The following is a 14,820-nucleotide window of genomic DNA, read 5'->3' on the forward strand; positions in this document are numbered from 1 at the left end:
ACTATCAATAGCGAACCATTTATAAACAATAAAAACATATTAAAACACCAATCAGTTAATATTAAGTTAACATTTAAATAAGCAGATTTGTAAAAGTGGCTGAAGGGCCTGTCTTTTTATATGGATAGTAAACACGTACCCTTAATTAATCGTGAAATAAGCTGGTTGTATTTTAATGACCGGGTTTTGCAGGAGGCCGCAGATCCGAGCGTGCCGCTGATCGACCGGATAAAGTTCCTGGCTATATTTTCGTCTAACCTTGACGAGTTTTACCGGGTAAGGGTCGCTACGCTAAGCAGGTTGGCCAATCTGAATGAAAAGGCCAAAGAGATTTTGGGTTATAATCCCAAAAAGATCCTGAACCAGATTAAAAACATCGTAGTGCGGCAGGAGCGGAAGTTTAACAATTTGTACGAAAATATAATCGTTAAGCAACTGGCCGAAGAAAAGATCTTTATTCTGAATGATAAACAGTTAAATGTAAGCAGGGGGGAGTTTGTGAAGCGGTATTTCAGGGAAAGTTTGCTGGCAACATTAGTTCCCATTATGCTTGATGAAAGCCTGCCGTTGCCTGAGCTTCGCGACCGCGCCATTTATTTTTTTGTGAAGCTCACAAAAAATAAGAAATCGCGGCTGGCGCTTATTGAATTCCCCGATTCGCTTTCAAGGTTTATTGTTTTGCCCGAGACCAATAATCTAAAGTTTATCATTTTGTTGGATGATATCATCAGGTACAGCCTTGAAGACATATTTTTCATTTTTGAGCATGATTCAATTGAAGCTTATTCTATCCAGCTAACCCGCGATGCTGAACTAGACCTGGATAAAGAGGTAAGTGAAAAGTTTATTGATTCGTTATCAAAAAGTCTTCAAAAACGCAAAAAAGGTAAACCGATGCGTTTATTGTATGACTCTGAAATGCCACTGGATATGTTGAAATATCTGGTGAATAAAATGGGACTGAACGGCGAAAGTTTAATCCCCGGCAATCGCTACCATAACTTTAAGAATTTTATTTCATTCCCTAATGTTGGGCGCCCTGAACTGGAATATGAAAAAAGCATCCCTTTGCCTGTTGATGGTTTATCATTTGGCAAAAGCTTAATGGGAATGATCGCGAAAAAGGATTTTCTTATTAGTACCCCTTACCAATCATACGATTACGTGATCCATTTTTTACGTGAGGCGGCCATCGACCCTAAGGTAAAGGAAATCAGTATTGCTGTTTATCGCCTTGCAGAAAACTCACGTATAATGCACGCGCTGATGAGCGCAGCAAAAAATGGAAAAAAGGTTACCTGTTTGGTTGAGTTAAGGGCAAGGTTTGATGAACAAAACAATATCTCGTGGAGCCGGAGGCTGGAAGAAGAGGGTGTTACGGTGCTATATGGTATTGAAGGTTATAAGGTGCATTCAAAAATATGCCTGGTAATGCGAACCGAAAAAGAAAAGCCGGCGTATTATGCGTGTTTATCTACCGGGAACTTCAATGAAAAAACCGCCCGCATGTACGCCGATCATACCCTGCTTACCTCCAATAAAAAAATAACAGCGGATCTCATTGATGTTTTTAAGGCACTGAGCAAAAATAGTTTACCTAAAGGATTAAAAAATTTAATAGTATCGCCGATTGACGCGCGCCCGGCAATTTATAAACTGATAGACAATGAAATAAAGAATGCCAAAGCGGGTAAAAAGGCTTACATGATCTTAAAAATGAACAGCCTTGCCGATGAGCAAATGATAACCAAACTATACCAGGCCAGCAATGCGGGTGTGAAGATTCAGCTAATTATAAGAGGAATGTGCTGCCTTATTGCGGGCATGAAAGGTTACAGTGAAAATATTGAGGTGGTGAGTATAGTCGATAAATATCTTGAACACGCACGCGTACATATATATTGCAATGGAGGTAATGAACTGATCTATCTAACCTCTGCCGATTTTATGACCCGTAATATTGATACCCGCGTTGAAGTTGGTTTCCCAATATATGATGAACAGCTAAAAAAAGAGATACGGGATATCATTGACCTGCAATTGGAGGATAACACCAAATCGCGCGAAATTAACAGCCACAATACCAATAAATACCACAAAACACGTTCAGGTATCCCGCACCGAGCACAGGTAGATACTTACAATTACTTAAAATATAAAGCCCAATAAAATTGAGATACGCCGCTATAGATATAGGTTCAAATGCAGTGCGCCTGCTTATTGCTGATATTATTGAAAACAATGGTTCGGTTTCGTTTAAAAAAAATACATTGATCCGGGTGCCGCTACGGCTTGGCGATGATGCCTTTCTGGATAAACGGCTTTCTGATAAGAAGATTGCCGACCTGGTGAAAACCATGCAGGCATTTGGCAAACTCATGGAGGTATATAAAGTGGTTGATTATATGGCCTATGCAACGTCCGCAATGCGTGAAGCAAAAAACGGGGCTGAAGTGGTGGCGCAAATTAAAATTGATGCAGGTGTTGATCTTGAAATTGTTCACGGGCAAAAGGAAGCCGGGATGATATATGCCAGCCATCCTGATCAAACCATTGATAAGAGTAAGAACTACCTGTACATTGATGTAGGCGGCGGAAGTACAGAACTGTCATTTTTTTCATCAGGAGAAATGTGGGCCTCGAAGTCTTTTAATATCGGTACCATCCGGATGCTGGATAACCAGGATACCGAAGAAACCTGGAATGATATGAAAGAATTTATCAGGGACAATACCAAACAGTTTAAGCTAATTTCCGGCATCGGAACGGGCGGGAATATCAATAAATTGTATAAGTTATCGGAAGAGAAAGATAAAGCGCCCCTAAGTTTTGGAAAATTGAAATCTCTTTATAGTTATTTGACTTCATTTTCGCTTAAGGACAGGATCAATGTACTCGGTTTGAACCAGGACAGAGCAGATGTAATTATCCCCGCTTGTGAAATATATTTAACGGTTATGAAATGGGCTAATATCAAAAATATATATGTCCCAACTGTTGGTTTGGTTGATGGTATCATTCAAACGCTTATCGAAAAAAACTTTCCAAAAGCAGGTTAAATTTATTTAAAGAAATTATTTAAAAATTAAAAAACTGTTAGTACATTTGTAGTGCCCTCTCAAAGGGCATGTTTTTCATAGGTAGATGTAGGGTCGAGTATTTATATTCGACCCTTTTTTATGCCTTTTAACTTCAATTAACCGGTTTTATTAAAATGGATACGAAGAAAAAGATTGTTGTTGCAATAACCGGTGCAAGCGGTTCTGTATATGCTAAGTTGCTGTTGCAGCAATTGCAACATTTAAGTGAGCAAATAGCTGAAGTTGCTGTTGTTATGTCTGACAACGCTAAAGAAGTTTGGCGGTTTGAACTTGATAACGAGGAATATAATGACCTTCCTTATAAGATATATGGTAAGATGGACTTTATGGCGCCATTTGCGTCAGGCTCTGCCCGGTTTGATACGATGGTAATAGTTCCTTGTTCAATGGGAACACTCGGCCGCATTGCTTCGGGGATTTCAGATGACCTGATAACCCGCGCCGCAGATGTGATGTTAAAAGAACGCCGGAGACTGATCCTGGTTGCGCGCGACACACCTCTTAACCTAATCCATATCCGTAACATGGCGACAGTTACAGAGGCCGGAGCGATTATTTGTCCGGCAATACCCTCGTTCTACAGTAAGCCTAAAACAATTGAAGATCTGGCAATGACGGTTGTAAATCGTGTTATTGACCTGATTGGTTTGGATAATGCCAGTTACAGATGGAGTGAAAGCGCGGGATAAGTATAATATCCTTCCCCAGTATCATTCTGTACAAAGGAATGTAATGGTTAGATAGCAGGTAGCTTTTTATAATACCATATTTAACTGACATAAAAAGTACTGCAATTAATTACATTTGCGCAATTCAAAAAAATCCCGGTAAAGGGTTAAGTGGGAATATGTTTACAGGAATAATAGAGACTTTAGGCTTAATAACCGATTTAAGGCACGATCAGGGTAACCTGCATATTACTGTTGAATCATCAATAGCTGCCGAATTGAAAATTGATCAGTCTGTTGCGCACAATGGGGTGTGTTTAACAGTTATTGCGCTGGCCGACGGGAAGCATACAGTGACGGCAATTGAAGAAACTTTAAGTAAGACCAACCTGGGCCTTCTTAAAACCGGCGACCTGGTAAACCTGGAACGTTGCATGCAAATGAATGCCAGGCTTGATGGCCATATTGTACAGGGGCATGTTGATCAAACAGCAACCTGTATTGCTTACAAAGAGCTGGACGGCAGTTGGGAATATACCTTCGAATATGATTCGGTTAACGGAAATGTAACAGTTGAAAAAGGCTCTATCTGTGTAAATGGCATTAGCCTTACGGTAGTTAACGCTCGTAATAACAGTTTCTCAGTTGCGATAATCCCTTACACCTTTGAACATACTAACCTGCAGCATGTGCGCGAGGGATCAGTAGTAAACCTGGAGTTTGATATTATAGGCAAATACGTTGCACGATTAATGCAACGCTAATTCTTTAACTCATCTATCCTGCTTTTAACATAGGCTATGTAGGTTTGTTGTTTGCCGCGAGGATTTGATGCCAGGAATTTTCTGTAATAAATACGGGCATTCTTTTTGTCATGCAATTTGGTGTCATACAAGTTAGCCAGTAAATAATACAATATTGGTCCATCTTTAAACTGTAAAGCTTTTTCGTAAGCCATTGCTGCTTTTTTATTCTTATTTAGTTTTACTTCGCAATCGGCAATTTCGCCGTAATAGGTGGCAATATTGTCTGAAATTCCCTGCACTATAGCCAGGTTTAAAAAATAAATGGCCTGCCGGTTATCTTTAAGCGCTTTATAACAAAGGGCTGTATAATAATCAGTGTATTCGGTTTGTTCCATACCGTGTAGTCCGGCTAATGTTTCGGCTCCGCATACATAATTATTCATATTATAATAAGCGATTCCTAGTTTGGTTAGGATCATGGCATTTGACGAACCAAGTTGAATAAGCCGGTTACAAATGGCTATGGTTTCGGGCCATTTGCTTTCACTATAGGTTAGTTTTACAGTGCTTAAAAGGATGATCACATTGTCAGGGTCCGTTTCTGCAGCTTTATTCAGCACTTTAAGCGCCTTGTCAAAGTGTTTTAGTGCGGTATAAAAATCACCTAATTCACTCGCTACATCAACATCGGCCGGGTTTATCCGGTTAGCATGTTCAAAATAACCAATTGCGCCTAATGTGTCGTTTTTTCGCTCTGCGAGGCTTGCCAGCTGAGTGTAAGCGGAGAAATTGCTGGTATCCCGCGATACAATCTGTTTGTAAAATTGTTCTGCTTTTGGGTAATTGCCACGTCTTAAGTTTATGCCTGCCATATTGAAGAGGATGGTGTAGTTACTTGTATCCATTTCGTAGGCCCGCTGGTAATAACCCTCAGCATCCTGCAGTTTATTTGCCATTTGCGAAGCATACGCTAAACGGGAGAGGATTTTCAGGTCCGTAACAGGCTCGGGGAAGTTTTTCTTAAGATATAAAGCAGCGTCGTTATAACGCTGGCTTTGAAAATATTCCATCAACTGAGCATCGTCAATTTTATTTTGCTGGGCCGATGCACTAATGAAGGCGCATAGGATGAGGATGGATGTAAAGATGCTTTTCATTCAACTAAATTATTAGTTATAAATCAAAAAACCAAATTTCAAACATTTTTTATCGTATCCTGTTATCTTATTATAATCATTAAAAACACAACATTATGGATAAGTTAAAGAAATTTGGGTTAATGGAGAAAATTGTCCATGAACTGGAAGATTTAAAAAATAGTCAGCAGGCGATCATTCAAAAACTTGCTAAAATAGAGGTTGATAACATTGAGCTTGGCAATAAAAGGTTAGACAAAGATTTGCCTGATATGCACCAACGTGTGGCAGATAACCTTGATACTATAGCCAGCATCCTGGAAGATTTTGCTAATCAAACTGAAAGCTTCAGTGATAAAAACAATATAGCAGCACTGAAAGAACAGGAAGCCATAGCTAAAATATAGTAGAATTAAAGCTAAAAGGCGAAAGACAGAATCTTAAAATTTTGTCTTTCGCCTTTTTATTTAAATATGGGTCTGCTTTATTTTTTAACCGCCATATCCATATCCTCATTGTATTTTGTTGTCGCTTTAAGATAGTCTTTTCGTTTAACAAATTTAAGTGCATTACTATTGGCAGCCAATATAAGCTTCAAATTATCTTCATTCAACTTCATGATCGGGCCATCATTTAATTGCACAGCAACTATGGTTCCTGGGTTAAATGCGGTTTTGTCGCTTTCACTTAAGTAAGAGTAAACGTTGATGGCTCCTTTTGTAACCTGGAACATCCAGCAGCTATCGCTGGGTAAACCTGTTAGAAAGATGGTTCCATTTACTTCGTCAGAACTCGCTATTCGGGTTATGGAGTAGGTTTCGTTAACGTATATCTTTTTTCCCGGCCCACTTTAAACAAAAGGCAGTTTGGGCATTCTTTATTCATTTCGCTGCACTAATGTCATTTCCTGATTTACTGTATCGCCGGTGTGATTCCTATCAGCGAATGATATGACCTTTATCATTTCGTTAAGCCAGCCTGTGGTGTAAACTTGCAAATATTAAAAAGCGCAATATGAAAGGGATTATTATTTACCAGGGTAAATACGGCGCCACTGAGCGGTATGCGCAATGGCTGAACGAATCATTACATTTATCCATCATGAAAGCAGGGGATGCTACACCAGAGATCCTGGCTGGTTATGATCTCATAATTTTGGGAAGTTCCGTGTACGTCGGTAAGCTGGTTATGCGTAAGTGGCTGGAGCAAAACCTCAGCCTGTTCACCGGTAAAAAACTTATCATGTTTATAGTTTGTGGCACAACCTCCGAAAACAAGTCACAGCAACAGCAATTGATAAATAATAACCTTGACCCTTTGATCAGGAACACCACCAAGGTGTTTTTTCTGCCCGGCAGGTGTATAGTTTCCAAATTGTCATGGATGGACCGTGTTATTTTGAAAATGGGGGCTATGTTGGAAAAAGAGCCCGTAAAGAAAGCCGCTATGAATAAGGATTTTGATAGGATGGATAAAAAATACCTGGACAGTGTTATAACGGTGGCCGGGAGTTACCTGAACAAGTAAGTGGCGACCGCCCCCCCTCTAAAATTCAACGTAAAAAGATCCATCGGGGTGCCGGCGAAATAAAACGAAGACGGGTAACATTCCGCTAATAAGCCAACCCGGAGCCTTGATGAGTTACGCAAACTGCGACGGGATGTGTAAAACCAACATAATTTTAATGTGGTCGCACACATGTTGGCGTGTGATTTTTGCTGTATTTAATAAGCTTGCGCCAGTATTAAAGGTGTTTCTGTTTAAAGTAACACTATTATTCTTCGCCGGTAACAGCTTTAATGGGCGAAAAAAAAGAACTTTTTAGTAGGGCCTTAATACTTACAATTTACTTTTAGAACTATGATGCGCCACTGTCTCTTCAATATATAATACGCTATATTTGCATGGTTTTTATAACTATCTTGTATTGAAATGCCATCAGAAAAAAACACTATTGTACGAATAAAAGATATTGCGCTGAAAGCCAAAGTTTCTACCGGTACTGTAGATCGTGTTATACATAATCGTGGCCGCGTTGCCGAAGACGTAAAAGAGCGTGTGCTAAAAATACTTAAAGAACTTAACTACGAACCGAATTTAATGGCCAGGATGTTAGGGTCAAAAAAACAGTACGTATTTGCTGCATTACTTCCGGATCACGCTTTTGATGCTTTTTGGCTTGCGCCAAAATTGGGCATAGAAAAAGCTGAACGCGATCTTAAGCAATATGGAGTTCGTGTAGAGCAATATGTGTTTAATCCTCATGACCCGCAGGATTATGTAAAAAAGGCTATTAAACTAACAAAAATGCAACCTGATGGTGTTTTGTTATCACCTATTTACTACAATGAAACGCTGCCTTTTTTTAAAAAGTGGAACGAGGCTAAAATTCCATTCGTGCTTTTTAATACCCAGATAGCTGATTATGATCCTTTGAGTTATATTGGGCAGGATTCATATCAAAGCGGGTTAGTAGCTGCCAAACTTGTTCATTACGGCCAGGCTAATCCCTGTTCAATACTCATTGCCCATATTGATGAGGAAATTAACAATGCACAACACCTTGTAAAAAAGGAGCAGGGCTTTAGGAATTACTTTATTCAAAATAACCTTAGTCATCATTATAATATTTTACGGGTTGAGTTAAACAGGTCAAGCCAGTCGGGCTTTATTAAAAAACTTGATGAGATTATTGAGAGTACCGTTGACCTCAGGCAGATTTTTGTAACCACATCGCAAGCATACGATATAGCCAAATATCTTGAGCAGCGACATATAAAAAATATCAGGCTGATTGGTTATGATCTTATTCCACCGAATCTTTATTACCTTGAAAGGGGGGACATTAGCTTTCTTATTAATCAAAACCCAAAGGGACAGGGTTATTGGGGAATCAACCAGCTGGCAGAGCATATAGTTTTCAAAAGGGAGGTTCCTATCCTTAAATATCTGCCTTTAGATATAGTTACCGCCGAAAATCTCAATTATTTTATTGACGAAAAGGACGATGCGTTTGTGGATATCTGATTTTTTTAACTCTTGTATTATTACACACATTTTTAATGGCATGTTGTGAAAAATATCTATTGCGGGATTTTAAATCAGGGGATACCTGTTACAGGTATTGAGAATGTTTCGGCTTTATTTGACCTTCAGGATCGCGAATATATTCACCAGCTCCCCTGGGATTTTAAAGGACAGAAGCCGGAGGTGTCTTTTGCAATAGCGCATGACAAAAACGGTATTTATTTAAAATACTGGGTGCTGGAAAGGTATTTCCGGGCATTTTACAAAAACATCAATGACCCTGTTTACAAAGACAGCTGCGTAGAGGCTTTTCTTTCATTTAATAACGATGCCGGATATTATAACCTGGAGTTTAACGGCGCCGGCGTAGTTTTGGGCGGTTACGGCACGGATAAATTTAACAGGGTAGAGATACCACGCGTGATACTTTCACGAATAAAGACCTTTAGTAAGGTAAACCCGCAAGATTTAGTCAGCATGCTGCACAGATGGGAGTTGACCATCTTTATCCCGTTTGAGGTCTTCGTTAATCATCAGCTAACAGGGTTGAGCGGGCTTGCCTGCCGCGCTAATTTTTATAAATGTGGCGACGATTTGCCCGAACCTCATTTTTTAACCTGGGCACCGGTTGAACACCCATATCCGGAATTTCACCTCCCCGGGTTTTTCGGAACAATATTATTTTTATGAATGGCAATTCAGGAAAGAGCTGTGATAAATTACTTATCAAGTTAAAATAACAAAATATTGTTTATATGTGCGCGAACACGCAGAAATATCGCATATTTGTTTGGTGAGGGCTAGTGCACAATCAATAATGTTATAATATTGCTTGTAGAGGTATTTATATCAATTATACATTTGTAGGCTGGTGAAGCCATTATAAATGAATGCTGCGGAAATTCGCCGACTACTTTAGATTAATAAAAAATGATTAACAACGTTCCAAATATAATAGCGCAGTTCAACATCCAGGGAAGTGATTTTAAAGTAAGTCCGTTCGGATCAGGGCATATCAACGATACCTACCTGGTTAAAACGCTTGGCTTGGGGCAGGATTATCTGCTTCAAAAGATCAATAATTACGTGTTTAAGGACGTTAAAGGTTTGATGGATAATATGGTTTATATTACCCATCATTTAAAACAAAAAGTTGCCGCAACAGGTAATCCTGACAAGGAGGTATTGACGTTTATTAACTGTAAAAATGGTAAATATTATTACAAAGACGATGACGACAATTATTGGCGGATGACCTGTTTTTTACAGAATACAAAAAGTTATGACATGGTTACCACGGGCAAACAGGCGCAACAGGGGGGTATAGCGTTCGGGCGGTTTCAGTACCTGTTGTGCGACATGAAGCCGGACTTGCTGGTTGAAGTAATTCCCGATTTTTTAAATATCGAACACCGGCTTGCTCAGTTAACCAACGCCATTAAGAATGATAAGGTCGGCAGATTGAAGGAAGTACTGCCCGAATTGCAGTTTATTAAAAGTCGTGCTGATGACATGAAACTTTTGTTGCAGTGGGGCAGGGAGGGGATTCTCCCTTTACGGGTTACCCACAATGATACTAAATTCAACAATATCCTGCTTGACGAGCACGGTAATATCCAATGCGTTATAGATTTGGATACCGTAATGCCAGGCTATGTAGCTTATGACTTTGGGGATGCCATACGCAGTATTATAAATACCGCTGCCGAAGATGAGGCTGATCTTGGCACTATTCTACTTGATATTCCCTTATTTAAAAAATTTACCAGGGGATACCTGAGCCAGACGTTTTCCTTTCTAACCGGAAACGAGTTAAAATCATTGATGAAGGGCATCCTTTTATTACCTTACATGCAGGCTGTTCGGTTTTTAACCGATTATCTTGATGGGGATGTTTACTATAAGACCCGTTTTGCCGGACATAATTTACAACGCACCCTCGCGCAGATGCAATTGCTTAAAATGCTGGAGTTGCATGAAGATAAACTTACCGGAATCATAGAAAAAGAGTGGTTGCTGCTGTCAAATAATCGCCAATCTGACGGGGCCGCGCTTTGATAAAGACTTACTATTATTATTTTTTTAATTTATTTGCTTTTGTGTGTCCGAACACGCTATATTTAGTAAAATTAAAATATCAGGTTTTATCAGTAAAGTGGGCGAACACATTATTCGTATGTCACGCTAAGCTGTAGTGCCAATAATATTAGTTTATTGAAATTATATTTAAAAAATGGAGAGAAGAACATTTATTAAACAAAGCGCGATTGCTGCTGCCGGCTTTACTGTTTTGCCATCAAGCAGTCTTTTTGCCTCAGCACAAAACAAAGTAAGGTTAGGCTATATAGGTGTCGGTGCACGCGGCATGAGCCACGTATCCGAAGGATTATTACGCGATGATGTAGAAATTGTAGCCGTTTGCGATACACAGGAAAGTTCCCTTAAAGTGTTTCGAGAATTTATTGCAAAAAAGGGCCATAAGCCTATAACAGAGTATACCGGCGGATTAGATGCTTACAAGCATCTGCTGGATCGTAAAGATATTGATGCGGTAATTATTGCTACACCATGGCAATTTCACCATCCGCAGGCAATTGATGCTATGAAAGCCGGTAAATACGTAGGCTGCGAGGTTATTGCAGGCCTTACAGTGGAAGATCACTGGGATATAGTACATACATCAGAAAAAACAGGAATACCCTACATGACGCTCGAAAATGTGTGCTATCGCCGCGATGTAATGGCAGCGCTTAATATGGTACGGCAAAACCTTTTTGGTGAAATTGTGCATCTTGAAGGAGGGTACCAGCACAACCTGCGCGGTGTATTGTTTAACAATGGCAAGCAGTATTATGGTGGTGGGGTAGAGTATGGGCCGAACGCAATTAGCGAGGCGCAGTGGCGCACCCAGTTTAATATTGATTTGGATGGTGATATTTATCCAACGCACGGTGCGGGTCCCTGTATGCATTATGCCAGTATAAATGCCGGCAACAGGTTTACCAACCTGGTGTCCTTTAGTTCAAAAGCGCGCGGTTTATCTGCTTATGTTGAGGAACAATCACCAGGCAATAAAAATGCTAAGATCAATTATAAAAATGGCGATGTGACAACAACCATGCTGAATTGCGCGAATGGCGAAACAGTATTGCTGAGCCACGATACACATTTGCCCAGGCCTTATTCATTAGGGTTTAGGGTACAGGGAACTAAAGGCATCTGGATGGATGTGGCTAATAGCGTATATATTGATCATCAATCGAAGGAAGATGATTCCTGGGACCCGGCAAAAGTTTGGTTTGAAAAGTATGATCATCCATTATGGAAAAAATATGAAAAACTGGCAGAAGGTGCGGGGCATGGCGGTATGGACTGGTTTGTATTTAACGCATTTATAGAATCGGTTAAGCAAAAAAAACAAACCCCAATAGATGTTTATGACTCAGTTACTATGAGCGTTATCATGCCGCTTTCAATAAAATCATTGAAAGAAGGCAATGCTTCACAAGAATTTCCTGATTTTACCAAAGGGCGCTGGAAAGACAGGAAAAACACCTTTGCACTGGATGACTCAGGATTTTAATTAACACAGTTTAATGAACTGGCTAATAAAATAGGGTCTGGAGTTTATTTGCCTGAATTAAAGGCAAATAAACCCCAGACCCTATGCAGCCGGAAAATACGGCTAAAATTTATAAGCCAAAGTTGTTAAAAGCTGGCGTGGTGCAATTGGCGTAATGCTGTAGTTATCGTGAATTAAATAATTCAGCGTATTGGTAATGTTGGTTACACTTGCCAAAAGAGAGATCTTTTTATAGGTATATCCCGCTGTAAGATCCAATGTAGTGAATCCGCCAACCGGAACCAGCCTGCTGTAAGCCTGGGTTTGCCCGACAGTGTTGTTATAACCGGCCATGCGGTTACCGGTGTAAAATGCGGTTGCCCCAACTTTAAATCCTTTGAATGCCGGATCGTTGAAGGTGTAAAACAGGGTGGCATTTGCAGTGCTTTTAGGGCCGATAACCAGTCGTTCGCCCGAAATTGGTGAGCCCTTTAAACCTGACGTTTTAGTATATCGCGCATTGTTATAAGAATAACCTGTTACAAAATAAAGGTTTTTGGAAATGTGCCCTGTAATATCAACCTCAAAACCATCGCTGGTGGTTTGGCCATTTAGTTGTTTAACCGTGTTGTCGCTATTAATTGTACCGTCTGCCTTAAAGGGAGCAACCACAGCAAGGTTGCTGTTAATTATCCTGTAAACGCTTAAATTTGCAATGATTTTACCGTTAAACAATTCGTTTTTTGCACCCACCTCATATTGGTTAACCAATGATGGTTTCAGGCCCTGCCCGGTGGTAACATCTGTGCCGCTGTTTACTATAAAATTGTTGCTGTAGCTCACATATATTGAACTGGTGCTAACAGGTTGGTATATGAACGCCACTTTTGGCGAAAAGGCACGATCGTACCGGGTGATAGCTGCGCCTTGGCCTGTTGTTTGTTTTTGCAGATATTGAATATCGGTTTGATAAGTTTGCTGCCATGACCAGCGAATGCCAGCGAGCATTTTAATTTTATCGGTAAAGCTTACCAGGTCCTGCGCATAAGTTCCTACGCGGTAAACAGGGGCCTTGATTCGTGCCGTGTCCAAAGCGTTTGGAATATCTGTGCGCTGTGTATATTTACCCAAATCAATAGTGTTGATCTTATCATAAGCGTAGGTGCTGATATTTTTACCACCAATACTAAATCCGTTGGTGATATTTAAAACTTTGGTAACGTCCGTCCCCACTAAAATCTGATGGCTTATGGAACCGGTTTTAAATTTACCGGTTAAGTTTATTTGCCCTGTATAGTCATTTTCGGTAGTCTTTGCCCGCGCCAGTCCGCGGTTCCATTCACCTGTCGCGCTTACCGTGTTTGGGAGGCTGGCCTGGTACGAATCAATATCGGTGCCTTGGGCCGAAAGAATACCGTTTAAATGCCAGTTATCATTAAACTTATGGTTTAGCGTTGCCATAGCCGAAAATTGGTTCATGTGGCTATACGCCCATGCAGTGTTAATATATTGAGAGCGCGGCACCATTGTTGGAATAGCCTGGCCGTTATTTAGCGAACCTATACCAAAATCAGGCGTCAGGCTTTCGCGCAGATAATCGCCTTCAATAAGCAGGGTTGTATTTTTACCAAGGTTAAAAAGTAGTGAAGGGTTAACATACTTGCGTTCGGTATAAACATGATTACGGTAGCTGCCATCGTTTTCATAAACACCTATAAGCCTGAAGGCCACATTTTGACTTAACGGACCGTAAACGTCAACACTGGGTTTAAACATTGCGTAACTGCCGTAACGCATTGCAACTTCACCTCCGCTTTCAAATTGGGGCTTTTTGGTAACCATATTAATGATCAGGCCGCCTGATACGTTTCCATATTGCAGCGCTGCGCTTCCTTTTAGTATCTCAATTGATTCAAGTGTACTAGCCTCCGGGAAACCTGCGGTGTTGGTTAATACGCCGTTTTTAAAAATGCTTCCGGACGCGCCAGTGATGCCTATGCTGTATCCGCGGGCCGAAAATGTTTCACCCACGCCGCCGCGTGTTTGGGTTAGCGAAACGCCGCTTACATTTTTAACAGCGTCGCCTAAACGGTTAATCTGCTGGTCTTCAATTATACGCTTGCTTACGGTGCCTGTACTTTGGGGCAGGTCGAGCGCGCGGATATTCGCTTTATCTAGAGTTACCGGTTTAGGAGCCCTGTTGGCATTTATAATTACCTCGTTTAGCTGCGAAGCGTTCTCAGTTAATGTAAAATCGACTATTGTTGTTTTTGAGGCCATTACGGTAATCTGCTTTTCCTGAACCCGGCTACCAACAAATGAAACCACCAGCGTATAGCTGCCCGGCTTAATATTGCTGATCAGGAAACTGCCATCATCAGTTGTGCTGGCCGACCTGTTTAATTCTTTAACAGATACGGTTACAAATGCAGCCGGCTGTCCGTCTGAAGTTTTTATTGTGCCTGAAATTTTGCCATTTGCGAGGTCGTCATCAGCCTTTACAATGCTGCATAGTAGTAACATTAAAAAAGTAAGCCTGATAAATAAGGTATAGTGTGTTTTCATTTATTATTTAGATTA

Annotated in this window: 13 protein-coding genes; 10 read left to right on the forward strand and 3 right to left on the reverse strand. The window is 40.4% G+C overall.

Annotated elements, in window-relative coordinates:
• Positions 1 to 120 precede the first annotated feature (120 nt).
• From ppk1 to MuYL_RS10370, 4 genes are all read left to right on the forward strand, one after another.
• Entirely contained in the window at positions 121 to 2,169 is a 2,049-nt protein-coding gene (gene ppk1 / locus MuYL_RS10355) for a polyphosphate kinase 1 (protein WP_094570497.1), read from the forward strand.
• A gap of 2 nt (positions 2,170 to 2,171) precedes the next feature.
• Entirely contained in the window at positions 2,172 to 3,059 is an 888-nt protein-coding gene (locus MuYL_RS10360; protein WP_094570498.1) for a Ppx/GppA phosphatase family protein, read from the forward strand.
• Positions 3,060 to 3,214: 155 nt separating this feature from the next.
• Positions 3,215 to 3,790: a UbiX family flavin prenyltransferase gene (locus MuYL_RS10365; protein WP_094570499.1), complete on the forward strand. Its 576-nt coding sequence runs from the start codon at positions 3,215 to 3,217 to the stop codon at positions 3,788 to 3,790.
• A 158-nt stretch (positions 3,791 to 3,948) separates the two neighbouring features.
• The gene (locus tag MuYL_RS10370) at positions 3,949 to 4,533 is read left to right on the forward strand and encodes a riboflavin synthase (protein ID WP_094570500.1); all 585 of its coding nucleotides are present in this window, start codon (positions 3,949 to 3,951) and stop codon (positions 4,531 to 4,533) included.
• Here the strand turns inward: MuYL_RS10370 and MuYL_RS10375 are convergent.
• On the reverse strand, positions 4,530 to 5,672 hold the full coding sequence (locus MuYL_RS10375; RefSeq protein ID WP_094570501.1) for a tetratricopeptide repeat protein: 1,143 nt from the start codon (positions 5,670 to 5,672) through the stop codon (positions 4,530 to 4,532). The genes MuYL_RS10370 and MuYL_RS10375 overlap by 4 nt on opposite strands.
• 95 nt (positions 5,673 to 5,767) lie before the next feature.
• On the opposite strand from MuYL_RS10375, the gene MuYL_RS10380 reads away from it, so the two are divergent.
• The gene (locus tag MuYL_RS10380; protein ID WP_094570502.1) at positions 5,768 to 6,058 is read left to right on the forward strand and encodes a hypothetical protein; all 291 of its coding nucleotides are present in this window, start codon (positions 5,768 to 5,770) and stop codon (positions 6,056 to 6,058) included.
• A 77-nt stretch (positions 6,059 to 6,135) separates the two neighbouring features.
• Here MuYL_RS10380 and MuYL_RS10385 read toward each other — a convergent pair whose 3' ends face one another.
• The gene (locus tag MuYL_RS10385) at positions 6,136 to 6,384 is read right to left on the reverse strand and encodes a hypothetical protein (protein WP_094570503.1); all 249 of its coding nucleotides are present in this window, start codon (positions 6,382 to 6,384) and stop codon (positions 6,136 to 6,138) included.
• A gap of 281 nt (positions 6,385 to 6,665) precedes the next feature.
• Between MuYL_RS10385 and MuYL_RS10390 the strand changes: the two genes are divergently transcribed.
• The 5 genes from MuYL_RS10390 to MuYL_RS10410 all read left to right on the forward strand — a co-directional run bounded on the left by MuYL_RS10390 (position 6,666) and on the right by MuYL_RS10410 (position 12,261).
• On the forward strand, positions 6,666 to 7,178 hold the full coding sequence (locus MuYL_RS10390; RefSeq protein ID WP_094570504.1) for a flavodoxin domain-containing protein: 513 nt from the start codon (positions 6,666 to 6,668) through the stop codon (positions 7,176 to 7,178).
• Between the two features lie 405 nt (positions 7,179 to 7,583).
• Entirely contained in the window at positions 7,584 to 8,678 is a 1,095-nt protein-coding gene (locus MuYL_RS10395) for a substrate-binding domain-containing protein (protein ID WP_094570505.1), read from the forward strand.
• A gap of 45 nt (positions 8,679 to 8,723) precedes the next feature.
• A complete protein-coding gene (locus MuYL_RS10400; protein ID WP_094570506.1) occupies positions 8,724 to 9,368 on the forward strand; it encodes a carbohydrate-binding family 9-like protein in 645 nt (214 codons plus the stop codon).
• A 240-nt stretch (positions 9,369 to 9,608) separates the two neighbouring features.
• Entirely contained in the window at positions 9,609 to 10,736 is a 1,128-nt protein-coding gene (locus MuYL_RS10405; RefSeq protein ID WP_094570507.1) for a phosphotransferase enzyme family protein, read from the forward strand.
• A gap of 175 nt (positions 10,737 to 10,911) precedes the next feature.
• Positions 10,912 to 12,261, forward strand: coding sequence for a Gfo/Idh/MocA family protein (locus MuYL_RS10410; protein ID WP_094570508.1), 1,350 nt, complete (start codon positions 10,912 to 10,914; stop codon positions 12,259 to 12,261).
• A gap of 102 nt (positions 12,262 to 12,363) precedes the next feature.
• On the opposite strand, the gene MuYL_RS10415 is transcribed toward MuYL_RS10410, so the two are convergent.
• Complete coding sequence (locus MuYL_RS10415) at positions 12,364 to 14,805, reverse strand: TonB-dependent receptor (protein WP_094570509.1); 2,442 nt, start codon at positions 14,803 to 14,805, stop codon at positions 12,364 to 12,366.
• Between the last annotated feature and the right edge of the window lie 15 nt (positions 14,806 to 14,820).

It is taken from the genome of Mucilaginibacter xinganensis (assembly GCF_002257585.1).
Lineage (GTDB): Bacteria > Bacteroidota > Bacteroidia > Sphingobacteriales > Sphingobacteriaceae > Mucilaginibacter > Mucilaginibacter xinganensis.

Bases quoted from the DNA above. Each gene is read 5' to 3' on its own strand.
- MuYL_RS10405 (WP_094570507.1), top strand. From the start codon at position 9,609: ATGATTAACAACGTTCCAAATATAATAGCGCAGTTCAACATCCAGGGA.
- MuYL_RS10365 (WP_094570499.1), top strand. From the start codon at position 3,215: ATGGATACGAAGAAAAAGATTGTTGTTGCAATAACCGGTGCAAGCGGT.
- ppk1 (WP_094570497.1), top strand. From the start codon at position 121: ATGGATAGTAAACACGTACCCTTAATTAATCGTGAAATAAGCTGGTTG.
- MuYL_RS10370 (WP_094570500.1), top strand. From the start codon at position 3,949: ATGTTTACAGGAATAATAGAGACTTTAGGCTTAATAACCGATTTAAGG.
- MuYL_RS10410 (WP_094570508.1), top strand. From the start codon at position 10,912: ATGGAGAGAAGAACATTTATTAAACAAAGCGCGATTGCTGCTGCCGGC.
- MuYL_RS10385 (WP_094570503.1), bottom strand. From the start codon at position 6,384: ATGTTCCAGGTTACAAAAGGAGCCATCAACGTTTACTCTTACTTAAGT.
- MuYL_RS10380 (WP_094570502.1), top strand. From the start codon at position 5,768: ATGGATAAGTTAAAGAAATTTGGGTTAATGGAGAAAATTGTCCATGAA.
- MuYL_RS10375 (WP_094570501.1), bottom strand. From the start codon at position 5,672: ATGAAAAGCATCTTTACATCCATCCTCATCCTATGCGCCTTCATTAGT.
- MuYL_RS10395 (WP_094570505.1), top strand. From the start codon at position 7,584: ATGCCATCAGAAAAAAACACTATTGTACGAATAAAAGATATTGCGCTG.
- MuYL_RS10390 (WP_094570504.1), top strand. From the start codon at position 6,666: ATGAAAGGGATTATTATTTACCAGGGTAAATACGGCGCCACTGAGCGG.
- MuYL_RS10415 (WP_094570509.1), bottom strand. From the start codon at position 14,805: ATGAAAACACACTATACCTTATTTATCAGGCTTACTTTTTTAATGTTA.